The organism is Micromonospora palomenae (assembly GCF_007829925.1).
Taxonomy (GTDB): domain Bacteria; phylum Actinomycetota; class Actinomycetes; order Mycobacteriales; family Micromonosporaceae; genus Micromonospora; species Micromonospora purpureochromogenes.
The window spans coordinates 1,777,033-1,798,600 of record NZ_VIXA01000002.1; the positions used below are offsets into that span (position 1 = coordinate 1,777,033).

23 protein-coding genes and 1 pseudogene are annotated in these 21,568 nt (G+C 73.9%); 17 read left to right on the forward strand and 7 right to left on the reverse strand.

Annotated elements, in window-relative coordinates; translation table 11 throughout:
- Window position 1: 1 nt before the first annotated feature.
- Window positions 2–676 (reverse strand): response regulator, encoded by a 675-nt coding sequence (locus tag FHX75_RS19410; RefSeq protein ID WP_170285406.1) that lies wholly within the window; start codon window positions 674–676, stop codon window positions 2–4.
- Window positions 673–2,322: a sensor histidine kinase gene (locus tag FHX75_RS19415; protein ID WP_246158210.1), complete on the reverse strand. Its 1,650-nt coding sequence runs from the start codon at window positions 2,320–2,322 to the stop codon at window positions 673–675. The genes FHX75_RS19410 and FHX75_RS19415 overlap by 4 nt, the downstream gene beginning before the upstream one ends.
- A 144-nt stretch (window positions 2,323–2,466) precedes the next feature.
- Between FHX75_RS19415 and FHX75_RS19420 the strand changes: the two genes are divergently transcribed.
- The 5 genes from FHX75_RS19420 (at window position 2,467) to rraA (ending at window position 6,770) form a co-directional block, all read left to right on the forward strand.
- Entirely contained in the window at window positions 2,467–3,474 is a 1,008-nt protein-coding gene (locus FHX75_RS19420; protein ID WP_154941675.1) for a Bug family tripartite tricarboxylate transporter substrate binding protein, read from the forward strand.
- Window positions 3,475–3,479: 5 nt separating this feature from the next.
- The gene (locus tag FHX75_RS31715; protein WP_246158211.1) at window positions 3,480–4,214 is read left to right on the forward strand and encodes a tripartite tricarboxylate transporter TctB family protein; all 735 of its coding nucleotides are present in this window, start codon (window positions 3,480–3,482) and stop codon (window positions 4,212–4,214) included.
- Window positions 4,214–5,719: a tripartite tricarboxylate transporter permease gene (locus FHX75_RS19430; protein ID WP_154941676.1), complete on the forward strand. Its 1,506-nt coding sequence runs from the start codon at window positions 4,214–4,216 to the stop codon at window positions 5,717–5,719. Before FHX75_RS31715 ends, FHX75_RS19430 begins: the two co-directional genes overlap by 1 nt.
- Complete coding sequence (locus FHX75_RS19435) at window positions 5,716–6,108, forward strand: universal stress protein (RefSeq protein WP_154941678.1); 393 nt, start codon at window positions 5,716–5,718, stop codon at window positions 6,106–6,108. Before FHX75_RS19430 ends, FHX75_RS19435 begins: the two co-directional genes overlap by 4 nt.
- A 179-nt stretch (window positions 6,109–6,287) precedes the next feature.
- Window positions 6,288–6,770: a ribonuclease E activity regulator RraA gene (rraA, locus tag FHX75_RS19440; protein ID WP_154941680.1), complete on the forward strand. Its 483-nt coding sequence runs from the start codon at window positions 6,288–6,290 to the stop codon at window positions 6,768–6,770.
- 9 nt (window positions 6,771–6,779) lie between these two features.
- On the opposite strand, the gene FHX75_RS19445 is transcribed toward rraA, so the two are convergent.
- Window positions 6,780–7,589 (reverse strand): DUF3109 family protein, encoded by an 810-nt coding sequence (locus FHX75_RS19445; protein ID WP_154941682.1) that lies wholly within the window; start codon window positions 7,587–7,589, stop codon window positions 6,780–6,782.
- Window positions 7,590–7,663: 74 nt separating this feature from the next.
- Between FHX75_RS19445 and FHX75_RS19450 the strand changes: the two genes are divergently transcribed.
- Window positions 7,664–8,608, forward strand: coding sequence for a Ppx/GppA phosphatase family protein (locus FHX75_RS19450; protein WP_154941684.1), 945 nt, complete (start codon window positions 7,664–7,666; stop codon window positions 8,606–8,608).
- A 76-nt stretch (window positions 8,609–8,684) separates the two neighbouring features.
- Complete coding sequence (locus FHX75_RS19455) at window positions 8,685–9,491, forward strand: sugar phosphate isomerase/epimerase family protein (protein WP_211364500.1); 807 nt, start codon at window positions 8,685–8,687, stop codon at window positions 9,489–9,491.
- Window positions 9,492–9,531: 40 nt separating this feature from the next.
- Here the strand turns inward: FHX75_RS19455 and FHX75_RS19460 are convergent, their stop codons facing one another.
- The 3 genes from FHX75_RS19460 to FHX75_RS19470 are packed head-to-tail and all read right to left on the reverse strand — an operon-like array spanning window position 9,532 to window position 11,576.
- On the reverse strand, window positions 9,532–10,110 hold the full coding sequence (locus FHX75_RS19460; protein ID WP_154941686.1) for a CGNR zinc finger domain-containing protein: 579 nt from the start codon (window positions 10,108–10,110) through the stop codon (window positions 9,532–9,534).
- Window positions 10,111–10,129: 19 nt separating this feature from the next.
- On the reverse strand, window positions 10,130–11,296 hold the full coding sequence (locus FHX75_RS19465) for a glutathionylspermidine synthase family protein (RefSeq protein ID WP_154941688.1): 1,167 nt from the start codon (window positions 11,294–11,296) through the stop codon (window positions 10,130–10,132).
- A 1-nt stretch (window position 11,297) separates the two neighbouring features.
- Complete coding sequence (locus FHX75_RS19470) at window positions 11,298–11,576, reverse strand: hypothetical protein (protein ID WP_246158216.1); 279 nt, start codon at window positions 11,574–11,576, stop codon at window positions 11,298–11,300.
- 141 nt (window positions 11,577–11,717) lie between these two features.
- Here FHX75_RS19470 and FHX75_RS19475 point away from each other — a divergent pair, with 141 nt between their 5' ends.
- Window positions 11,718–12,638: a proline dehydrogenase family protein gene (locus FHX75_RS19475; protein WP_154941690.1), complete on the forward strand. Its 921-nt coding sequence runs from the start codon at window positions 11,718–11,720 to the stop codon at window positions 12,636–12,638.
- Between the two features lies 1 nt (window position 12,639).
- On the opposite strand, the gene FHX75_RS19480 is transcribed toward FHX75_RS19475, so the two are convergent.
- Window positions 12,640–13,044, reverse strand: a complete 405-nt coding sequence (locus tag FHX75_RS19480) for a VOC family protein (RefSeq protein ID WP_154941692.1) — start codon at window positions 13,042–13,044, stop codon at window positions 12,640–12,642.
- 81 nt (window positions 13,045–13,125) lie between these two features.
- Between FHX75_RS19480 and FHX75_RS19485 the strand changes: the two genes are divergently transcribed.
- From FHX75_RS19485 to FHX75_RS19525, 9 genes and pseudogenes are all read left to right on the forward strand, one after another.
- Window positions 13,126–13,917 carry an alpha/beta fold hydrolase gene (locus FHX75_RS19485; RefSeq protein WP_154941694.1) on the forward strand — a complete coding sequence of 264 codons (792 nt, stop codon included), beginning with the start codon at window positions 13,126–13,128 and terminating at the stop codon, window positions 13,915–13,917.
- Window positions 13,910–14,476, forward strand: a complete 567-nt coding sequence (locus FHX75_RS19490; RefSeq protein WP_154941696.1) for a TetR/AcrR family transcriptional regulator — start codon at window positions 13,910–13,912, stop codon at window positions 14,474–14,476. Before FHX75_RS19485 ends, FHX75_RS19490 begins: the two co-directional genes overlap by 8 nt.
- Window positions 14,476–14,811, forward strand: a complete 336-nt coding sequence (locus FHX75_RS19495; protein ID WP_154941698.1) for a YrdB family protein — start codon at window positions 14,476–14,478, stop codon at window positions 14,809–14,811. The genes FHX75_RS19490 and FHX75_RS19495 overlap by 1 nt, the downstream gene beginning before the upstream one ends.
- A 611-nt stretch (window positions 14,812–15,422) precedes the next feature.
- Window positions 15,423–16,961, forward strand: coding sequence for a hypothetical protein (locus FHX75_RS19500; protein ID WP_170285407.1), 1,539 nt, complete (start codon window positions 15,423–15,425; stop codon window positions 16,959–16,961).
- 93 nt (window positions 16,962–17,054) lie between these two features.
- The gene (locus tag FHX75_RS19505) at window positions 17,055–18,434 is read left to right on the forward strand and encodes an efflux RND transporter periplasmic adaptor subunit (protein WP_154941700.1); all 1,380 of its coding nucleotides are present in this window, start codon (window positions 17,055–17,057) and stop codon (window positions 18,432–18,434) included.
- 84 nt (window positions 18,435–18,518) lie between these two features.
- Window positions 18,519–19,361 (forward strand): annotated as a pseudogene (locus FHX75_RS19510) (ABC transporter ATP-binding protein); the annotation flags it as partial.
- Between the two features lie 203 nt (window positions 19,362–19,564).
- Window positions 19,565–20,749 carry an ABC transporter permease gene (locus tag FHX75_RS19515; protein ID WP_154941702.1) on the forward strand — a complete coding sequence of 395 codons (1,185 nt, stop codon included), beginning with the start codon at window positions 19,565–19,567 and terminating at the stop codon, window positions 20,747–20,749.
- Between the two features lie 258 nt (window positions 20,750–21,007).
- The gene (locus FHX75_RS19520; protein WP_088960133.1) at window positions 21,008–21,217 is read left to right on the forward strand and encodes a helix-turn-helix domain-containing protein; all 210 of its coding nucleotides are present in this window, start codon (window positions 21,008–21,010) and stop codon (window positions 21,215–21,217) included.
- A gap of 219 nt (window positions 21,218–21,436) precedes the next feature.
- The gene (locus tag FHX75_RS19525; RefSeq protein ID WP_007465623.1) at window positions 21,437–21,538 is read left to right on the forward strand and encodes a 30S ribosomal protein bS22; all 102 of its coding nucleotides are present in this window, start codon (window positions 21,437–21,439) and stop codon (window positions 21,536–21,538) included.
- Window positions 21,539–21,568: the final 30 nt, after the last annotated feature.

Genomic DNA, 21,568 nt, shown 5'->3' on the forward strand with positions numbered 1-21,568 from the left:
GTCAGGAGACCCAGCCGTAGCGACGCTCCGGACGGCCGGCGGAGCCGTACCGGAGGTTGACCTCGGCCCGCCCGGTGTCGGCGAAGTGCTCCAGGTAACGCCGGGCGCTGACCCGGGAGATGCCCACCGCGTTGGCGCACTCGGCGGCGGAGAACGTCCCCGAGTGTCCCCGCAGGGTACGTTCGACCAGCTCGGCGGTCTCCGCGCTGAGGCCCCGGGGCAGCTTCGAGGTGGCGATGTGCGCGCCGCTGCGGGACAGCACCCGGTCGACGTCGGCCTGGTCGCTCACCACCGTGGCGCGCAGCGCGTTGCGCCGGGCGGCGTACTGCTCCAGCCGGGTCCGCAGCTCGTCGAAGCCGAACGGCTTGAGCAGGTAGTTGACCGCGCCGTAGCGGACCGCCCGACGGACCGCCTCGGCCTCCCGGGCCGCGCTGATCACCAGCACGTCGCAGTCGTGCCGAGCGGCCCGCAGCCGGGTCACCACGTCCAGGCCGAACATGTCCGGCAGGTAGAGGTCGAGCAGCACCAGGTCGGGGCGGAGCTCGTCGACGGCGGCGATCGCCTGTTCGCCGGTGCTGGCCGTGCCCACCACCCGGAAGCCGTCGATCCGCTCGACGAAGCCCCGGTGGATCCGGGCCACCATGAAGTCGTCGTCGACCACCAGTACGTCGATCACCGGACCCCCTCCAGAGTGCCGGTCACCGACATCCGGGCCGTGAACATCGCACCCTCCTCGGTGTTCGCCACCGCCACCTCGCCGCCGCGACGGTGACAGACCAGCCGGGTGAGTGCCAACCCGATGCCCCGCTCGCCGCCCCGGGCCGCCTTCGTGGTGAAGCCGTGGGTGAAGACCTCCTGGGCCAGCTGCGGGGCGATCCCCGGGCCGGAGTCGCGGACCACGATCTCCACCGAGGAGGCGTCCCGACGCAGCTCGACCTCCACCCAGGCCGGCCGGTCCGGGTCAGGCTCGCCGGCCGCAGCGCCGTCGCGACCACCGGTAGTCGCGCCGAGCGGTGCGTCCCGGCCGCCGGCGACCGCCTCCACCGCGTTGTCGACCAGGTTGCCCAGCACCGTCGCCACGTCCGCCGCGACCTCCGGCTCCAGCCGGTCCAGGCCGGTCCGCTCGGAGATCCGCAGCTCCACCCGGCGCTCCGCGGCCAGCGCCGACTTCGCCATCAGCAGCGCCGCCACCGCCGTGTCGTGGATCCGGCTGGTGACGGTGAGGTCGAGCGAGGCCCGGTGCCGGCTGAGCGCGTCGACGTACCGGACCACCTCGTCGTGCTCACCGATCTGGATCAGCCCCGAGATGGTGTGCAACTGGTTGGCGAACTCGTGGGTCTGCGCCCGGAGCAGCTCGGTGGTGCTGCGGAACGAGCCGATCTCCTGCTCCAGCCGGGCCAGCTCGGTGCGGTCGCGCAGGGTGGTCACCGAGCCGAGCCGGCGGCCGTCCTTGGCGACCGTCATCCGGTTCATCACCAGCACCCGGCCGCCCCGGACCACCACCTCGTCGCGGGCCTCCGGGCCGCCGTCGGCGCCGGCCAGCACGTCCCGCAGCCGCCCGGAGATCCCCAGGTCGGCGAGGCTGCGGCCGAGGCAGTGCTCGGGCAGGTCGAGCAGCCGGCGGCCGACCGCGTTGACCAGGGTGACCCGCTGCTGCGGGTCCAGCGCGATCACCCCCTCGGCGATGCCGTGCAGCAGCGCCTCCCGGTGCTCGGCCAGGCCGGCGATCTCCCGTGGCTCCAGGCCCAGGGTCTGCCGCTTGATCCGCCGGGCCAGCAGCCACGACCCGGCCACCCCGAGCAGGCTGGCGATGCCGAGATAGGTGAAGAGGTACGACGAGGCGCCGACCAGCCGCTGTGACCAGGTTGGCGACGCCTCACCGACCACCACCACGCCCAGGTGCTTTCCCAGGTTCTTCTTCGGGTCGCTGCCGATCACCGGAACCTGGGCCACCAGCTCGCGCGACCCGTCGATCTCCAGCTCGCCGGACCAACTGCGACCCTGCGCCACCCGGGGGTCGCCGAGCACCAGGGGGCTGCCCACCAGCGTCGGGTCGGTGGAGCTGACCACCCGGCCCCGGGCGTCCGCCACGGTCACCGAGGTCACCCCGAACTGGGTCGGTGTGTTCTGCACCAACGGGGCGACGAGTTCCCCCGGCGCGGGTTGGGTGAGCCCGTCGCGCAGCAGCGGGTTGACGGCGAGCTGCTCGCCGAGGTCGGCGACCCGGCGCCCCTCGACCCGGTTGAAGGTGGCCGCTGACTGGGCGAGCGACACGGCGGCGACGGCCACCAGCACCACGACGATGATCGCGAGCTGGAGCACGAGCAACTGCCCGGCCAAGGTACGGCGGGGCGTGACCGCGACCACAAAGACCTCAATTTCCGCTGGTGACACAAGGCAGACGCGGGATCTGCCCGGGGGTCATCATCTTGCCGCCGGACTCCTTCGAAACGGAAGAGAAACAAGATGGCAACTCGGAGAAACCTGCTGGTCATGGGCGTCGCCGCCGCCACGGCGCTGGCGCTGGGCGCCTGCGGGGCCACCGCGGACAAGAACGAGGGCGGGTCCGGCGGCGACGGCAAACCGGCCACCGGACTTCGGATCATGGTGCCGAACACCCCCGGCGGCGGGTACGACACCACCGCCCGCACTGCGGCCAAGGTGATGGAGGACGCCAAGATCGCCACGGGCGTGCAGGTCTTCAACCTGCCCGGCGCGGGCGGCACCGTCGGCCTGCAACGCACGGTGAACGAGAAGGGCAACGGCAAGCTCGCCATGCAGATGGGGCTGGGCGTGGTCGGTGCCTCGTACACCTCGAAGTCGTCGGCGACGCTCACCCAGACCACCCCGCTGGCGAAGCTGATCGAGGAGGCCGGCGCCATCGTGGTGCCGAAGGACTCGCCGTACAAGACGATCGGCGACCTCGTCGCGGCCTGGAAGGCCAACCCCAAGGGCATCGCGGTCGGCGGCGGCTCGTCCCCCGGTGGCCCGGACCACCTGCTGCCGATGCAGCTCGCCAAGACCGTCGGGATCGACCCGCGCCAGGTCAACTTCGTCTCGTACGACGGCGGCGGCGAACTGCTGCCGGCGGTGCTCGGTGGCAAGGTGGCCTTCGGCGCCAGCGGCTTCGGCGAGTTCCTCGACCAGGTCGAGGCCGGCCAGATCCGGGTCCTCGCGGTGACCAGCGAGGCGCCGATCGACGCGCTCAAGGACGTGCCGACGCTGAAGTCCGCCGGCATCGACCTGGTCTTCACCAACTGGCGGGGCATCGTCGCGCCGCCCGGCATCAGCGACGCCGACAAGAAGGTCTGGATCGACGCGCTGACCAAGATGCACGAGTCCGACGAGTGGAAGGCCGAGCTGGCCAAGCGGGGCTGGACCGACGCCTTCGTCACCGGAGACCAGTTCGCCACCTTCCTCACCGAGCAGGACAAGTCCGTGGCCGACCTGCTCAAGCAGCTCGGGTTGGCATGAGCGGCATGACGACACCGGACCGGGGTGGCGACCCGCCGCCCCGCCCGGCGGCGCGCGGGGAGACCGTCCCCGCCGTACCGCCGATCCCGGCGCAGCCGACCGCGGGGGCCGCCGATCCGGCGACCCCCGCGGCGGGGGCCGAGGCGGTCCCGCCGGCCGCGGAGCGTACGCCGGACCTGCCGGCCGTGGTGCGGCCCGCCGCGGCCGACGACGCGCCCGCGGCCGCGAACCCGGCCGACGGTGCGGCCCGGACCGGGCAGCCGGACCGGGCGCAGTACGCCGTCTGCGCGTTCCTGGCGCTGGTCGGCGGGCTGGTCATCGTCGACGCGGCCCGCACCGGGCACGCGATCAGCACCGCCGACCCGATCGGCCCGAAGCCGGTGCCGATCCTGCTCGGTGTGCTGCTGCTGATCGTCGCCGCGATCTACGCGGTGGACGTGGCCCGCGGCGGCAGCGGTGAGCCGGAGGCCGGCGAGGACGTCGACCTGACCACCCCGATCGACTGGCGGACGGTACTGCTGCTGATCGGCGCGTTCCTGGTCAACGCGGTGCTCATCGACCGGCTCGGCTGGGTGATCAGCGGGACGCTGCTCTTCTGGGGCTCGGCCTTCGCGCTGGGCAACCGGCACCACGTGCGCAACCTGCTGATCGCCGTCGCGCTGTCGTTGATCACCTTCTACACGTTCGCCATCGGGCTCGGCGTGAACCTGCCCGCGGGCGTGCTGCAAGGGATCCTGTGATGGACAACCTCGGAAACCTGCTCGACGGGTTCGCCAACGTGGTGACCCCGATGAACCTGCTGATCGCGCTGCTCGGGGTCACCATCGGCACCGCCGTGGGCGTGCTGCCCGGCATCGGCCCGGCGATGACGGTGGCACTGCTGCTGCCGGTCACCTACGGGATGGAGCCCACCCAGGCGTTCATCATGTTCGCCGGCATCTTCTACGGCGGCATGTACGGCGGCTCGACCACCTCGATCCTGCTGAACACCCCCGGCGAGTCGTCCTCGGTGGTGACTGCGATCGAGGGCAACAAGATGGCGAAGGCGGGACGCGCGGCGCAGGCGCTGGCCACCGCCGCGATCGGCTCGTTCGTCGCCGGCACCATCGCCACCCTGCTGCTGGTGGTGGTGACCCCGCCGGTGGTGCAGTTCGCGATCAGCCTCGGCGCGCCGGACTACTTCGCGCTGATGCTGCTGTCGTTCGTGGCCGTCACCGCGGTGCTCGGGGCGTCCCGGGTCCGCGGCTTCGCCTCGCTGCTGATCGGCCTGGTCATCGGCACCATCGGGATCGACGCGGTGAGCGGCCAGCAGCGGCTCACCCTGGGCATCCCGCAACTCGCCGACGGCATCGACGTGGTGGTCGTGGCGGTCGGCATCTTCGCCGTCGGCGAGGCGCTCTGGATCGCCGCGCACCTGCGCCGCCGCGCCGCCGAGGTGATCCCGGTCGGCCGCCCCTGGATGGGGCGGCAGGACTGGAAGCGGTCCTGGAAGCCGTGGCTGCGCGGCACCGCGTACGGGTTCCCGTTCGGGGCGCTGCCGGCGGGCGGCGCGGAGATCCCGACGTTCCTCTCGTACGCCACCGAGAAGAAGCTGACGAAGCACCCGGAGGAGTTCGGCCGGGGCGCGATCGAGGGCGTCGCCGGCCCGGAGGCGGCCAACAACGCCTCCGCCGCCGGCACGCTGGTGCCGATGCTGGCCATCGGCCTGCCCACCAACGCCACCGCCGCGGTGATGCTGGCCGCCTTCCAGCAGTACGGCATCCAGCCCGGCCCGCTGCTCTTCGAGCGGGAGTCCGGTCTGGTCTGGACGCTGATCGCCAGCCTCTTCGTGGGCAACCTGCTGCTGCTGGTGCTGAACCTGCCGCTCGCGCCCGCCTGGGCGCGGCTGCTGCGGATCCCCCGCCCGTACCTCTACGCCGGGATCCTCTTCTTCGCCTCGATGGGCGCGTACGCGGTCAACGCCCAGCCGTTCGACCTGTTCCTGCTGCTCACCCTCGGCCTGCTCGGATTCGGCATGCGGCGGTTCGGGCTGCCGATCCTGCCGCTGATCGTCGGGGTGATCCTCGGCCCGCGCGCCGAACTCCAGGGCCGGCGGGCGTTGCAGCTCTCCGGCGGCGAGCTGCACGGCCTGCTCGGCGGCTGGGTGTCCTGGACGATCTACGCCGTCGTCCTGGTGGTGCTGCTCTGGCCGGTGCTCGGCCGCTTCGTCGTCCGAGGAGTTCGGGAAAGGCTGGTGACCCGATGACCGTGCTGGTGGGGTACGTCCCCTCGGCCCTGGGTGAGGCGGCCCTGCGGGCCGCCGTGGAGCAGGCCCGGTTCCGCGACGAGCCGGTGCTCGTGGTGAACACCTCGCGTGGCGACGCCTACGTCGACCCGCGCTTCGCCCAGGAGGGCGACCTGGCCCGGGTGGTCCGCGAGCTGACCGCCGACGGGGTGCCGCACACCGTGCGGCAGCTCATGCGGGGCCGGGACGCGGCCGAGGAGATCGCCGAGATCGCCGAGGCGGAGGAGATCTCGCTGGTGGTGATCGGCATCCGGCACCGCACCCCGGTGGGCAAGCTGATCATGGGATCGACCGCGCAGGAGATCCTGCTCCGGGTGCCCTGCCCGGTGCTCGCCGTGAAGGCCGACTGAGTGGGATGTCGCGCGTCGCGCACGGGGATCCCGGGCTGACCGGGGTCCCCGTGCGTACCCAGACGGGCCTGCTGCTCGCGCACACCGTCGTGGTGCAGGCGGGCCACCTTTTCGCCGCGCGACCGGACTGCACCCGGGTCCACCCCCGATCCGACACCCCGTCCAGAGAGGGAAGAACCATGCTGACTCCGACCGCCGACCTCTACGACCGGTACGGCGACGTGCTCGGCTCGTGCGACACCCAGCTACGCCAGTTCGGTGCCGCCCGCGCCTTCGCCGGGCCGGCCGTGACGGTGCGCTGCTTCGAGGACAACGCCCTGCTCAAGTCGATCGTCGCCGAGCCTGGGGAGGGCCGGGTGCTGGTGGTGGACGGTGGCGGGTCGGTGCACACCGCCCTGATGGGCGACCTGATCGCCGGCACCGCGGCGGCGAACGGCTGGGCGGGGGTGGTGATCAACGGCGCGGTCCGGGACGTCACCGCGCTGGCCGCCCTGCCGATCGGCATCAAGGCGCTCGGCGCCAACCCGCGCAAGAGCGCGAAGGCGGGAGCCGGCGAGCGGGACGTGCCGGTGTCGTTCGGCAACTGCGTCTTCACGCCGGGAGCCGAGGTGCACAGCGACGACGACGGGGTGGTCGTCCTGCCGGCCGACGCGCGGGAGTAGCGGCCGCGGTCAGCCCTCGCTGGCCGGGTGCGGGGCGACCTGGCCCTGGCGCAGCCGCGCCCCGCACAGCTCCGCCAGCTTGGCGTACGCGGGTGCGCCGATCAGCGCGGTCAGCTCCGGGCCGTACGAGACGTACATCGGCTCGGTGCCGACGTGCGCGTCGGTGGACGAGGTGCACCACCAGTCCAGGTCGTGCCCGCCCGCGCCCCAGCCCCGCCGGTCGAACTCGGTCAGCGTAGAGACCAGCACCTTGGTGTTGTCGGGTCGCTTGGTCCAGTCCTGCTCGCGGCGGATCGGCAGCTGCCAGCAGACGTCCGGCTTGTATTCCAGCGGGTGAACCCCGTCGCGCAGCGCCTGACCGTGCAGGGCGCAGCCGCCACCGCCGGGGAAGTCCGCGTCGTTGAGGAACACGCACGGCGCGTCCACGTCCCGGGTGGCGGTGCGCCGGGCCGGGTTCTTGCCGTCGATCGTGTCGTCCGCGGTCCAGTTCTTGACGCCCCGGCGGAAGTGCTGCCAGGTCTGCGGAGTGAGTCGCTTGACCGCCGCCCGGACCCGCTTCTCGTCGTCGCCGTCGGTGAAGAACGCGCCGTGCGAGCAGCAGCCGTCGCTGGCCCGGCCGGCGATGATGCCGTGGCAGCCCTTGCCGAAGATGCAGGTCCAGCGGGACAGCAGCCAGGTCAGGTCGGCGCGGACGAGGTGTCGCTCGTCGGCCGGGTCGACGAACTCGATCCACTCGCGGGGGAAGTCCAGCTCCACCTCACGGCTGCGCGGGTCGCCCGGGTCGTCCACCAGTACGTGCAGTTCCACCTGGCTCGTCACCCGGACCAGCGTACGCGGGGTGACCGGGGCCGGCCGGCGAGCCGCGGAAACGTGTTGGCCCTAGGGTCGACAGCATGCGACTGGGTGTCCTCGACGTCGGTTCCAACACGGTGCACCTGCTGGTGGTCGACGCCCACCACGGGGCGCACCCCTGGCCGGCGCACTCGGAAAAGGTGGTGCTCCGGCTGGCCGAGCAGATCGGCCCGGACGGGGCGTTGACCGAGGAGGGCGCCGACGGGCTGGTCAAGGCGGTCGGCATGGCGCGTACCGCCGCCGCCGGGCTGGCCGCCGACGACCTGCTCGCCTTCGCCACCTCCGCGGTGCGCGACGCCACCAACGCCGCCGAGGTGCTGGCCCGGGTCCGCGACGAGACCGGCGTACGGCTGGAGGTGCTCTCCGGCGCCGACGAGGCGCGGATGACCTTCCTGGCGGTGCGACGGTGGTTCGGCTGGTCCGCGGGGCGGCTGCTGGTGATGGACATCGGCGGCGGCTCGCTGGAGCTGGCGGCCGGCATCGACGAGGACCCGGACGTCGCGGTCTCCCTGCCGTTGGGGGCCGGGCGGTTGAGCCGGGAGCGGCTGCGGGTGGACCCGGCCGGGCAGGTGCCGCCCTCCGCCGAGGCCGTGGAGGAGCTGCGGGAGTACGTCGACGGGCTGCTCGACCCGGTGGTGGAGAAGCTCGCCGGGGTGGGCTGGGAGCGCCCCGTCGCCACCTCCAAGACCTTCCGGATGCTGGCCCGGCTGGCCGGCGCGGCGCCGTCCGCGGCCGGGCTCTGGGCCCGGCGCAGTCTCACCCGCACCGGGCTGCAGCAGGTGCTCGGCTTCATCCGGCACATCCCGCCGGCCCAGCTGGCCGAGCTGGAGGGGGTCAGCACGGGTCGGGCGCACCAGCTGCTCGGCGGGGCGGTGGTGGCCGAGGCGGTGATGCGTCGCCTGGACGTCCCGGCGCTGGACATCTGCCCGTGGGCGCTGCGTGAGGGCGTCATCCTCCGTCGGTTGGATCAGCTCGAGCCGATGTGATCCGCGTCGGTCGTTCTGCGTCATTTGAGGCCGCTCGTCCTGAAGCGTGGCGACCGGTCGGGCTACCCTGAGGGGTGTGACTTCCCGCGTCCCCGTGCTCCTGTCCAGTTCCTCGGTCTTCCCTGAGCGGACCGCAGCGGCGTTCCAGCTCGCCGCGGCGCTCGGCTACGACGGCGTCGAGGTGATGGTCTGGACCGACGCCGTGAGCCAGGACGCCGGCGCGCTGCGCGGCCTCTCCGAGCACTACGGCGTGCCGGTCCTGTCGGTGCACGCGCCGTGCCTGCTGGTGACCCAGCGGGTGTGGAGCCCCGACCCCTGGGAGCGGCTGCGCCGCTCGGCCGAGCTGGCCACCACCCTGGGCGCGCCGGTCGTGGTGGTGCACCCGCCGTTCACCTGGCAGCGGGACTACGCCCGCAACTTCGCCGAGGGGCTCGACGCGATCGCCGGCGAGTACCCGGACCTGCGTTTCCCGGTGGAGAACATGTACCCGGTGCGGATGGCCGGCCGGCAGTTCGTGCCGTACGTGCCGGGCTGGGACCCGACCGAGGCTGGGTACGCCTCGTACACCCTCGACCTGTCGCACTGCGCCGCCTCGCACACCGACTCGCTGGCGATGGCCGACCGGATGGGCGACCGGCTGGCGCACGTGCACCTCGGCGACGGCACCGGCGAGGGGCGCGACGAGCACCTGGTGCCCGGGCGCGGCAGCCAGCCCTGCGCGGAGCTGCTGCGCTCACTGGCCGGCCGGGGCTTCACCGGCTCGGTGGCCGTCGAGGTCACCACCCGGGGCGCGAAGAGCCGCGCCGACCGCGAGGCCGACCTCCGCGAGGCCCTCGCCTTCGCCCGCGCCCACCTCACCGCCCCCTCCCCGGTAGACGCCTGACCCGCTCCCGGCCCCCGCCGCGACCGCGCGGTCGGGTGGGTCAGGGGACGGGGGTGAGGGAGTCGGCCTGGGCGGGGACGGGGAGCTGCTGCTCGCCGACCGCGGCGCGCTTGCGGGCGCGGTGGGCGGCCACGTGGGAGCGGGTGGCGCAGCGCTCCGAGCAGAACCGGCGGCAGCAGTTGGACGAGGTGTCCAGGTAGACGTTGCCGCAGCGCTCGTCCGCGCAGACCCCGAACCGGGCGCTGCCGTACTCGCAGAGCCAGACCGACAGGCCCCAGACCGCGCCGGCCAGGTATTCCGCGCTGACCGACGCGCCCCGGCTGGTCACGTGCATGTGCCAGTCGCTGGAGTCGTGGCCGGAGATCCGCGGTTGCACGGGGAATGCCTCCAGCAGGGCGTTCAGCTCGGCCACCGCCTGGACGTCCCGCCCGGAGGTGCCGAACTCGAACACGTCGCGCAGGCGCTTCTGCGCCCGCCGGAAGATCACCAGGTCCCGTTCGGCGACCTCGTCGCGCATCCACGCGTTGTCGTCCGGGAAGATGGCCCGCAGGTCGTCGAGGTCGTCCAGGCGGGCGTTGACGAGATCAACGCCGGTCCGGGCGTACGCGTCGAAGTTCACGACACCAACGGTAGACGACTCACGGGGCGCGCGGCGCGTCGATGTAGTGCGGCAGGAACCGCGCGTAACCGTCAGTGATGAGACTCTCGCTCTCCCGCAGGCCGACGCCGGCCGACTCGCCGTCGACGATCCAGCTCCCCAGCACCGTACGGTTGCCGGCGAAGTCCGGCAGCGCCCGGAACTCCTGGTAGCAGAAGCCCTCGGCGCCGTAGTCGCCCGGATTGGTGATCTCGGTGTCGCCGGTGACGATCCGCACCGCGGCGCCCTCCCGGCCGAGCAGCGGCTTCGCCACGTACTCCGGCATCCCGCGCGGCGAGTCCAGGTACGCCGGCAGCAGGTACTCGTGCCCCGGGTACAGCTCCCAGAGCACGGCGAGCAGCGCCTTGTTGGACAGCAACAGCTTCCAGGCCGGCTCGATCCAGGTGGTCGGGGTGCCCGGCTCCAGCGCCGCCGGCCCGTACGGCTCGGCCAGCATCCACTCCCAGGGGTAGAGCTTGAAGCAGGTGGTCAGCGGTCGGTCGTCGGCGTCGACGAAGCGCCGGCCGTCCCAGCCGACGTGCTGGATCGGCAGCAGCGTGACGTCCAGCCCGGCCTGGCGGGCGGTCTCGGCCAGGTACCCGGCGGTGATCTGGTCCTCGCCCGACTCCTCCTCGTTCGACCAGGTCACGTGCACCCGCCGGTCGTGCAGGTCGGCGCCGATCTTGGCCCAGGCGCCCACCAGTCGCTCGTGCAGGCTGTTCCACTGGTCGGCGTCCGGGTGGGTCTGCTCCAGCCAGTACCACTGGATGATGCTCGCCTCGACCAGCGCGGTCGGGGTGTCGGCGTTGTACTCCAGCAGCTTCGGCGGCCAGCTGCCGTCGTAGGCGAGGTCGAAGCGGCCGTAGAGGGTCGGCGGCCGCTCGCGCAGCGACCGGGCCACCGCCTCGGCGGCCCAGGCCGGGATGCCGAACTCGGCGTACCGGCCGCGGGCGACGACGTGCTCGGCCGCGGCCACCGACATCCGGTGCAGCTCCTCGGTGGCCTCCTCCAGCCGCAGCACCTCGGCCAGGTCGAAGGCGTACGCCGCCGTCTCGTCCCAGTACGACATGGTCCCGCCGTCGGGCAGCTCGGTGTCGACGTACACCAGGCCCTGCTCGCGGATGGCGGCGTCCCAGCCCGGGCGGGGGGTGGCCGCCTCGCGCCGCACCTCAGCCCCCGCAGGAGGCGAGGTGGGTGCCGAAGCCGCCCCGCTCGGGCAGGGCCGCGGCGACCGGCCGGGGCTCGGCGCCGGTGGTGCCGGTGGTGACCGCCGGTACCCGCATCGCCAGCGCGACCGTGTCCCCGCCGCCGGCCGGACCCAGGGCGCAGTCGTCATCATCGTCGTCGTCGGAGGTCATGTTGCAGCCGGAGAGCGCGAGCGCCAGGGCGGTGAGCGCGCCCAGCTGCACGGAGGCCGACCGGAGCCGGCGGCGGGGGTGTCCATCCACGGCATCGTTGTAGCTGATCGACGCCACTTCCGTCGCCCCCCGGGCGGTGCTCGTGATGCCATTGGGACGCCTGTCACGAGTCGTCGCGGCGGCTCGGCCGCCCCCCGACGGAGCGCGGTGCACGGGCGTTACGCTCGGCTCATGCTCCGTTCCGTCATCCTCGCCGCCTCCCGGTCAACCCAGGTCGAGCGGCTCATCGCGACGGCCCCGTTCACCCGGGACGTCGTCCGCCGGTTCGTCGCCGGCGCCGGCACCGACGACGCGTTGCGCGCCACCCGCGAACTCGTCGCCGACGGCCTCGCGGTCACCATCGACAACCTCGGCGAGGACACCGTCACCCCCGAGCAGGCCAACGCCACCCGCGACGAGTACCTCAGGCTGCTGAAGCTGCTCTCCGCCGCCGGGCTCACCCCGCCCGCCGAGGTCAGCGTGAAGCTCTCCGCCCTCGGCCAGAAGTTCGACGAGCAGCTGGCGTACGACAACGCGCGGGCGATCTGCCTGGCGGCCGACGAGGCGGGCACCACGGTCACCCTCGACATGGAGGACCACACCACCACCGACTCGACGTTGAGCATGCTGGCCAACCTGCGCAAGGACTTCCCGTCGACCGGTGCGGTGCTCCAGGCGTACCTGCGGCGGACCGAGTCGGACTGCCGCGAGCTGGCCGGCGCCGGGTCCCGGGTACGGCTCTGCAAGGGCGCGTACAAGGAGCCGGAGTCGGTGGCGTACCAGTCGGCCCGCGAGGTGGACAAGTCCTACGTCCGCTGCCTGAACGTGCTCATGTCCGGGGACGGCTACCCGATGCTGGCCACCCACGACCCGCGCCTGATCGCCATCGGCGAGGACCGGGCCCGCTGGTTCGACCGCGGCCCGGACCGCTTCGAGTTCCAGATGCTGTACGGCATCCGGCCGGAGGAGCAGGCCCGGCTGGTCGGCGAGGGCTACACCGTGCGGACCTACCTGCCCTACGGCGAGGACTGGTACGGCTACCTGATGCGCCGGCTCGCCGAGCGCCCCGCGAACCTGATGTTCTTCGGCCGGGCCCTGATCTCCAAGAAGTGACTCAGGCGTTCGACCAGCCCCGGGTGCTCAGCACCAACCGGTAGCCGTCCGGATCGGCCACCGTCACCCCCCAGCGGTCCCAGTACGGGCCGGCGGAGACTCTCGTCCCGCCGGCCCGTTCCAGTCTCGTGACCAGGTCCGCCTCGACCGGCCCGTCCAGGTAGAGCACGAACAGGTCCTCCTCCGTCGGCCGGGGCGCGACCGTCAGGTGCTCCCCGCCGACCAGCTCGAGGTGCCAGGCCGCCTCCGGCCAGCCCAGCATGACCAGGTCGTGCTCACCGGGCCCGGCGGCCTCGCCCCGGTACAGCACGCTCAGGCCGAGCCCGTCGACCCAGAAGCGCTCGGCCGCACCGAGGTCGCGGCTCGGCCGGGCGATGCGAAGGTGTGGGCTTGCCGTCGACGTCATGCGGTGATCATCGGACCTGTACCGGACTTCAGGTCAAGCCCGCCGTTGACAGGTTAGGCTAATGCCCTTAGCTTTACGGCTATGAGTATTAGCCAGGTGGAGCGGGACGGCGGCACCATCGCGTACGAGGTGCACGGCGAGGGGCCGCTGGTGGTCCTCGCGCACGGCATGGGGGAGAACCGGCGATCCTTCCGCCACCTGATCCCGCTGCTGGTCGCGGCCGGCTACCGGGTGGCCTCGGTGGACGTCCGGGGGCACGGCGACTCCAGCGCCCACTGGCCGTCGTACGCCCCGGCCGAGGTCGGCTCGGACCTGCTGGCCGTGGTGCGTACCCTCGGCGGCCCGGCCACCCTGGTCGGCAGCTCGTCCAGCGCGGCGGCCGTCGTCTTCGCCGCCGGGGACGCGCCCGAGCTGGTCAACGGCATCGTGCAGATCGGCGCGTTCGTCGCCCAGCCCAGGCCCAACCCGGCGATGCGGCTCGCCCAGGCGGCGGTGCTGCGCAGTCCCCGGCTGTTCGGCATGTTCCACCGGACGCTCTTTCCCGGTGGCCGGCCCGCCGACGACGCCGCGTACCGCAAGGAGCTGGTCGCCAGCCTGCGCGGCCGGATGGCGGCGGTCCGCGGTGTGGTCGCGCCGGTCGCCCCGCACTGGACGGCCCGGGCGGCCGACGTGCGGCAGCCGGTGCTGGTGCTGATGGGTGCGAAGGACCCCGACTTCGCCGACCCGGGGGGCGAGGCGCGCGCCGCCCGCCGCCTCTTCGTCACCGCCGAAGCCCGCATGATCGCCGACTCCGGCCACTACCCGCACGCCGACCAGCCGGCGGCCACCGCTGCGCAGCTGGTCGAGTTCCTGGCGGTGACCACGCGTGCCTAGGGCCGGGCTCACCCCGTCGACGGTGGTCCGCGAGGCGGCCCGCCTCGCCGACGAGGTCGGTTATGAGCGGCTGACCCTGGCCGCGCTCGCCGGCCGCCTCGGCGTCGCGCTGCCCAGCCTCTACAAACACGTCAAGGGTGCCGACGCGTTGAGCCAGAAGCTGGCCGCGCTGGCCGTCGACGAACTCGCCGACGCGATGACCTCGGCCGCCGCCGGGCGCGCCGGGGTGGACGGGCTGCGGGCGGTCGCCACCGCCTGGCGCGACTACGCCCGCCGGCACCCCGGCCGCTACCCGGCGGCGCAGCGGGTGCCCGACCCGGCCGACCCCGAGCACGTCGCGGCCGGCCGGCGGGCCCTCGACACCATCTACGCGATCCTGCGCGGGTACGGCCTGACCGGTGACGCGGCGGTCGACGCCGCACGCCTGTTCCGCAGCGCCGTGCACGGCTTCATCACCCTGGAGGCGGCCGGTGGCTTCGGCCTGCCCCGCGGCATCGACCGGTCCTTCGACCAGCTGGTGGCCGCGTTGGACACCGCGTACCGGGACTGGAGGGCCTGATGAGGGCCATGCTGCTGACGATCGCCTTCCTGGTGGAGGTGGCGATGCTCGTCGCCGCCGGCTGGTGGGGCTTCACCCTCGATGCGGGCCTGGCCGTCCGGCTGCTCGCCGGGCTCGGCGCGCCGCTGCTGATCGCCGTGGTCTGGGGCATCTTCTGCTCGCCCCGGGCCCGGGTCCGGCTCGCCCCGCCCGCCAAGTACGCCGTCCAGGCGGCCTGCTTCCTCGCCGCCGGTGTGCTGCTCGCCCTCGCCGGGCACCCGTTGCTCGCGGTGGGTCTGGTCGCCCTCTGGGCCGTGGACCGGGCGCTGCTCAGCCACGGCGGCCACCCGGCCTGACCGCCCCCGATCACCTGCTCGGGCCGCCGGGCAACTCGTGGCCCTCCCTCCCGGTGGTGTCTGCTGGCGGGTCGGACCTCGGCGCCTGCCGGTGGCTGATGGTCCCGCTTCCTGTGGGTTTGCTGGCCGGGCCGATCCCGGCGCCTGCTTGTGACTGATGGCCCCGCCTCCTGTGGTGGCTGCTGGCGTGCCCGATCCCGGCGCCTGCTCGGGTGACCGGCCGACAGCGACCGCTGGTGGTGGCTTGCGTGCGCGGTGCGTCCACGGCACCCCACCTGCGGTGGTCGCGCCCTTTCGATCTGATGTCGTGAACGATTCGGGCCACCTCGTCGCGCGCGTGGCTGTCGTCCGGCGGCCGGTGACGCCGCTCTCTGTCGGACGGCAGAGACGACGTCTGTCGCCACCGCCTCCGGGTCGGCCTTCCGTGAGTCGTTCACGTCATCAGCTCGATAGGCGAGTAGCCACCCCTTCCGACGCCGCGCCGGTCACCGTCCGTGCAGGCCACCGTCATGCGGCAGGAGGCTCGTACCGCGTGTGCAGGCGCCGCCGGCATGCTGCCGACGCGCGGGCGCCTCTGGCCGGATCGCCCCGATTGGTCGTACCCTTCGCCGGTGACCGACGGGCATGACGAGCCGCGCCTCACCGACAGGGCGGACGAGTCGCGCCTTACTGACGGCAACGAATCGCGCCTCACCGACGGCGACGAGCCGCGCCCGGTCGACGGCGACGAGCCGCGTCCGGTCGACGGCGACGAGCCGCGTCCGGTCGACGGCGACGAGCCGCGTCCGGTCGACGGCGATGAGTCGCGTCCGACTGGCCGGGTTGACCAGCCGCACCCAACGGACCGGGTCGACGAGTCGCGCCCGGCCGACGAGGTGGACGAGCCGGACCCACGCCGCCGCTGGCCGCTCTGGGCCGCCGTCGCGGTGGTGCTGGCGATGGTGGGCTGCGGGGTGCCGGCGGCGCTGCTGGCCGGCCTGGTCGACCGCACCGCCGACCGCGCCACGGTCGACCGCCCCGCCGCCCGCACGCCCGATCCGGCCACGGCGGCTGCCCGCCGGATGGGCGACCAGCTCTCCGCGCAGCTCGCCCGGCAGGCCGACGCCCTGCTCGGTGGGGATCGGCGCGGCTTCCTCGCCGTCGCGGACCCCTCCGCCCGCGCCGACCTGGGCCGCCGCTTCGCCGCACTGCGCGCGCTCCGGGTGACAGTGTGGCGGGCCGAGCCGTCCGGGCTGCCCACCCCGGTCGCCGGGCAGGCGGGGCAGTGGCGGCAACTGGTGACCTTCCGGTACTGCTTCCTCGTGCCGGACTGCGCTCCCAGCCCGGTCCTGATCGGCACCCGCTGGCGGGAGACCGGCGGCGCACCGCTGCTGGTCGCCGTCGAGGAGTCCCGCTCCGCGCAGGCCGGGGTCCGACCCTGGGAGGTCAGCGACCTGGTCGTCGCCGTCGGCCCGCGCACCATGGTGGCCACCACCCCGGCGCTGCGCGGGAAGCTGCCCGGCCTGCTCGCCGAGGCCGAGTCCGCGGCGACGGTCGCCGACCGGTACGCGGTCGCCGGCCCACCGCCGGACCGCTACCGGATCTTCTACGCCGGCGGCCCGGAGTGGCGACGCTGGTACGGCGGCGGCCGCCCGAAGTGGACCGCCGGGTACGCGGTCACCGTCGGCGGCGGCCACCACGAGGTGGTGCTCAACGCCGACGGGCTGACCGCCACCGCCACCGGGGAGCTGCTGCGGCACGAGCTGACCCACGCCGCCTCGCTGCCCGCCCGGGGCTACCCGGGCAAGCAGACCTGGTGGCTGGTGGAGGGGCTGGCCGAGTACGCCGGCGCCGACGGGGCACCGGTGAGCCGCTACGAGGGGCTGGACGAGGCCGGGCAGCTCGTCGCCGGCGGGTGGAACGGCCGGCTGGACGCCCTGACCCCGGCCGACGCCGCCCCGGCCGACCGGGTCGGCGGCAGCTACGGCGTCGGCTACCTGGCCGTCCGCCACCTCGTCGACCGGTACGGCGAGCAGCAGGTGCTCGACTTCTTCCGGGCCGTGGTGCACGACCGGCGGTCGCTGGACGACGCGTCCGAGCAGGTCCTCGGCGACCCGTGGACCGCCCTGCACGACGAGTGCGTCGCCTACGTCCGGGCAACCGTCCGATGACAGCGGACGGACCCGTCGCCGGGTGGACGCGATCCGCCCGGTAGGCCGATCGCGCCGCTCGGCGTCGTATCGACGCCGGGCTAAGGTTGGCCCGTGCGCCGCCCCGATTCGCCGCGGCCCCCCGTAGCCACGCGGCCCCGCCTGCTCACCGCCCTGCTCGCCGTCGTCGTCCTCACCGGCACCACCGCCGCCTCCTGCGGGGACGACGAGTCCGCCGTCGCGCTGGCCCCGGCCAGCCGGGCCGCCGTCGCCGAGGTGATCGACGCTCCGGCCACCGTGACCGCCCGTGCCGCGGCCACCCTCACCGCACCCGCCGACGGCACCGTCAGCAGCCTGCGGGTCCAGCCCGGCCAGCGGGTCAGGCGCGGTCAGGTGCTCGCCGTGATCAGCTCCCCGTCCGCTCAGGAGCGCCTCCGCCAGGCCCGCGACGCCCTCCGGGCCGCCGAACGGGCCGGCCGGGGCGTCGGCGTGGGCGACCTGGGCACCCGCCGTCGCGGCACCGACAAGGCCGCCGACGAGGCGTTCGACGCCGCCCGGGACGCCGCCGGAAAAATCGCCGACCAGAAGGTACGGGACGCGCTGCTCGCCCAGGTGACCTCCGCCCAGCAGCAGTACGCCGCCGCGGCGCGCACCGCCGATCAGGCCGTCCGCTCGGTGCAGCGGGGAATCGCCGGTCTCAACTCGGCGGTCGGCGCGCTGTCGGCCGCGCAACGGCTCCAGGCACGGCAGGCGTACGACCTGGCGAAGGCGACCGTCAACGCGCTGACCCTGCGCGCCCCGATCGGGGGAGTCGTGCAGCCCGGCGGCACCCCCGCCGGTGGCGGCACCGACCTGTCTGCCCTGCTCGGCGGCGGGCAGGTGCCCGCCGGGATCGACCCGTCGGCGCTCACCCCGTCCCGCGCCGGGCCGCCGCCGGGCGTGGACGACGCGGTGGTCGCCGGCGGCCGGGTCACCGCCGGCACGCCCGTGCTGACCATCGTGGACACCGGCGCGCTCGGTCTGCTCGCCGAGGTCGACGAGACCGACGTGCTGCTGGTCCGCCCCGGCCTGGTCGCCGACGTCGAACTGGACGCGGTCACCGGCGCCAGCTACGACGCCACGGTTCGCTCGGTCGACGTGCTGCCCACCAGCTCCGCCCGGGGCGGGGTCACCTACCGGGTGCGGCTCTCGCTCGGCGCGGGCCGGTTCGGCGAGGACGAGGCCGCACCGGCGCCCCGCCCCGGCATGAACGCCGTGGTGCACCTTCGGGTACGCGAGGCCGCCCACGCAGTCACCGTCCCCGCCTCGGCGGTCTTCTCCGCCGACGGCCGGGACGCCGTCTGGCTGGTCCGCGACGGCCGGGCGGACCGGGCGCCGGTGACGGTGGGCGTCCAGGGGCAGGACCTGGTGCAGATCCTCGACGGGGTGCAGGCCGGCGACCGCGTCGTGGTGCGCGGCACCGACCAGGTCCAGGACGGCCAGGAAGTCCGGTGAGCGCGAGGAGTGAGCCGGTTCTGCGAGCCCCGCAGTCGCGAACGAAGGTGACCCGGTGAGCCCGAGAACCATGCCAACGGGGGAATGGCCGTGAGCGGTCCGGCGGCGATCGAGGCGGTGGACGTCTCCCGGACGTACCAGCTCGACGGTGTCTCCGTGCCGGCGCTGCGTGGCGTCTCGCTGACCGTGGCGCCGGGGGACTACGTGGCCGTGGTCGGGCCGTCCGGCTCCGGCAAGTCGACCCTGATGCACCTGCTCGGCGGGCTGGACCAGCCCACCGGCGGTCGGCTGGTGATCGGCGGCCGGGACGTCGGCGCCCTCTCCGCGCCGGAGCTGGCGACGCTGCGCAACGAGACCATCGGCTTCGTTTTCCAGGCGTTCCACCTGCTGCCGCGGACGTCGGCGGTGGACAACGTGGCGCTGCCGCTGGTCTACCGCGGCGTCGGGGCGCGGCAGCGGCGCGAGCGGGCGGCCGCGATGCTCGGCCGGGTCGGCCTGGGGCACCGGCTGGACCACCGCCCCAACCAGCTCTCCGGTGGCGAGCAGCAGCGGGTGGCGATCGCCCGGGCGTTGGTCACCGACCCGACGGTGCTGCTCGCCGACGAGCCAACCGGCAACCTGGACACGGTGACCGGCCAGGCGGTGCTGGCCCTGCTGGAGCAGCTCAACGTCGAGTCCGGAGTGGCGCTGGTGATGGTGACCCACGACAACGAGGTGGCGGCCCGGGCCCGGCGGCGGATCGTCATGCGCGACGGGGTGGTGGTGTCGGACAGCGCCTCGACCGTTCATGATCGACCGGCATCCGGGCCCGTGGCGGCACCTGACACACTGGGGGCCGCTCCCAGCGCGGAGCCCCGGTCCGCGTCCGGAAGCGGCCCGGGGCACCCGTCCGGTGGCTCCGGTGGCGCCACCGGAGCCACCGGACGCCTTCCGCGCGATCCGGAGGCCGACCGGCGTACCCCCGAGGTGGCCGGACCGGGATCCGGGGTGGACGCCGCCGACCGACCACGACCGGACGCGGACCCCGCGGCCGGACCAGGATCCGGCGCGGACGCCGCGACCCGGGGCGCCTCCCGAGTGGACGCGGCCGGGGCGGACCGGGTGGGCGGCGAGCGGGCCGGCGGGGCGTCGTGAGGCTCGCCGAGGCGTGGCGGGTGGCGCTGGACGCGCTGCGGGCCAACCGGATGCGCAGCGCGCTGACCATGCTCGGCGTGATCATCGGGGTGGCGTCCGTGGTGCTGCTGGTCGCCATCGGCACCGGTACGAAGCAGAAGGTCGAACAGCAGGTCGAGGGGCTCGGCTCCAACCTGCTGCTGGTGGTACCCGGCCGGATCGACGTGGGCACCGCGCCGGTGGTCTCCCCGCTGACCCTCGCCGACGTCGACGCGGTCTCCCGGGTGGTCGGCGACCCCAGCCGGGTCGCGGTCACCATCGCCTCCGGCGCGACGGCCCGCGCCGGCAACCGTTCCGACTTCACCACAGTGCAGGGGGTGCTGGAGACCACCCCGACGGTCTTCACCCGCTCGCTCGCCCGGGGTCGCTACCTCACCGGCGCCGACGTGGACACCAGCCGCCGGGTGGCGGTGCTCGGCGACTCGGTGGCCCGCGCGCTCTTTCCCGACCGGGATCCGCTCGGCCAGCAGGTCGCGCTCGCCGGCGTCCGGTTCCGGGTGATCGGGGTGTTCGCGCCGCTCGGGCAGAGCCTCGGCGTCGACCGGGACGACGAGGTGCACGTGCCGGTCACCGCGGCCCAGCGACTCTGGGGTACCCAGCGGGTGGACGGCATCGCGGTCAAGGCCCCGGACCGGGAGCGGATCGGCGAGCTGGGCGACCGGATCGTCGCCGAGCTGTCCCGCCGGCACCCGGACACCGAGTTCAGCGCGGTCACCCAGCAGCAGATCCTCGGCGTGCTCGGCGACATCCTCGGGGTGCTCACCGGCGTGCTCGCCGCCATCGCCGGCATCTCGCTGCTCGTCGGCGGGGTGGGCGTCTCCAACATCATGCTGGTCTCGGTGCGCGAACGGACCCGGGAGATCGGCCTGCGCAAGGCCGTCGGCGCGCGCCCCCGCGACATCGGGGTGCAGTTCCTGCTGGAGGCGGTGCTGCTCACCGCGATCGGCGGGCTGACCGGGATGGCGCTCGGCGTCGGCACCGCGCTGCTGGTGGACGCCTTGTCGCCGATCCCGGCCGCGATCACCTGGTGGTCACTGGCGCTGGCGTTCGGGGTGTCGGCGGCGGTGGGCATCGTCTTCGGGGTGGTGCCGGCGCAGCGGGCCGGCCGGCTCGACCCGGTGGTCGCGCTGCGCGCCGAGTGAGCCGCCCGCGTCCGCCGGCGCGGGCCTCGCGGGGACCGGTGCCCGCCACCGGTCCCGGGAACGGGACGCTGGGCGCAGGCGGGGGCGAAACGGCAGGTCACGGTCGGGTGAACGGCGGTCGACGCATGATCAGTTGTACGAAGGGATCGCGCCGGTCACAGCGGCCCCGCTACCGTACTGGTAACACGCGCGTTGCCGGCCCGGACGGAAGCTCCGGTCGCTCGGTACGCGCCGGGCATGGGATGGGTCGGGTGAGCCATGGCCGGGTCACAGTCCGACGGTCGGCTGTCGGATGTCAAGTTCCTCACCGTCGCCGAGGTGGCGTCGGTCATGCGGGTGTCCAAGATGACGGTCTACCGCCTGGTGCACAGCGGTGAACTCACCGCGGTCCGGGTCGGCCGGTCGTTCCGGGTGCCGGAGCACGCGGTGCACGACTATCTCCGGGGCGCGTTTCAGGAAACCGCCTGAGCCGTCGCCGGGCGGTGCGCCGACTGCGACGTAACGGGCATCGACGGGGCCGCGTTGGTCCTGCTGACGCACTCCGGCTACCCTGGAGCCGATCGTGACCCTCGCCGGTGAGCCCCGACGCCACCAGGCTGGTCCGGTCCGTTGTCCGCAAGCGGTCACCGGCGCCACCGACGTGGCGCCACTCGTCCGCCCCGCACGTTTGCATTGAAAGGCTGTCGTATGGGCTCGGTGGTCAAGAAGCGCCGCAAGCGCATGGCTAAGAAGAAGCACCGCAAGCTGCTGCGCAAGACCCGCGTCCAGCGTCGCCGTCTCGGCAAGTGACCGGGGCCGGGCCACGGCCCGGCTTCCGGC

Bases quoted from the DNA above. Each gene is read 5' to 3' on its own strand.
- FHX75_RS19420 (WP_154941675.1), top strand. From the start codon at position 2,467: ATGGCAACTCGGAGAAACCTGCTGGTCATGGGCGTCGCCGCCGCCACG.
- FHX75_RS31715 (WP_246158211.1), top strand. From the start codon at position 3,480: ATGACGACACCGGACCGGGGTGGCGACCCGCCGCCCCGCCCGGCGGCG.
- FHX75_RS19430 (WP_154941676.1), top strand. From the start codon at position 4,214: ATGGACAACCTCGGAAACCTGCTCGACGGGTTCGCCAACGTGGTGACC.
- FHX75_RS19435 (WP_154941678.1), top strand. From the start codon at position 5,716: ATGACCGTGCTGGTGGGGTACGTCCCCTCGGCCCTGGGTGAGGCGGCC.
- rraA (WP_154941680.1), top strand. From the start codon at position 6,288: ATGCTGACTCCGACCGCCGACCTCTACGACCGGTACGGCGACGTGCTC.
- FHX75_RS19450 (WP_154941684.1), top strand. From the start codon at position 7,664: ATGCGACTGGGTGTCCTCGACGTCGGTTCCAACACGGTGCACCTGCTG.
- FHX75_RS19475 (WP_154941690.1), top strand. From the start codon at position 11,718: ATGCTCCGTTCCGTCATCCTCGCCGCCTCCCGGTCAACCCAGGTCGAG.
- FHX75_RS19480 (WP_154941692.1), bottom strand. From the start codon at position 13,044: ATGACGTCGACGGCAAGCCCACACCTTCGCATCGCCCGGCCGAGCCGC.
- FHX75_RS19485 (WP_154941694.1), top strand. From the start codon at position 13,126: ATGAGTATTAGCCAGGTGGAGCGGGACGGCGGCACCATCGCGTACGAG.
- FHX75_RS19495 (WP_154941698.1), top strand. From the start codon at position 14,476: ATGAGGGCCATGCTGCTGACGATCGCCTTCCTGGTGGAGGTGGCGATG.
- FHX75_RS19520 (WP_088960133.1), top strand. From the start codon at position 21,008: ATGGCCGGGTCACAGTCCGACGGTCGGCTGTCGGATGTCAAGTTCCTC.
- FHX75_RS19525 (WP_007465623.1), top strand. From the start codon at position 21,437: ATGGGCTCGGTGGTCAAGAAGCGCCGCAAGCGCATGGCTAAGAAGAAG.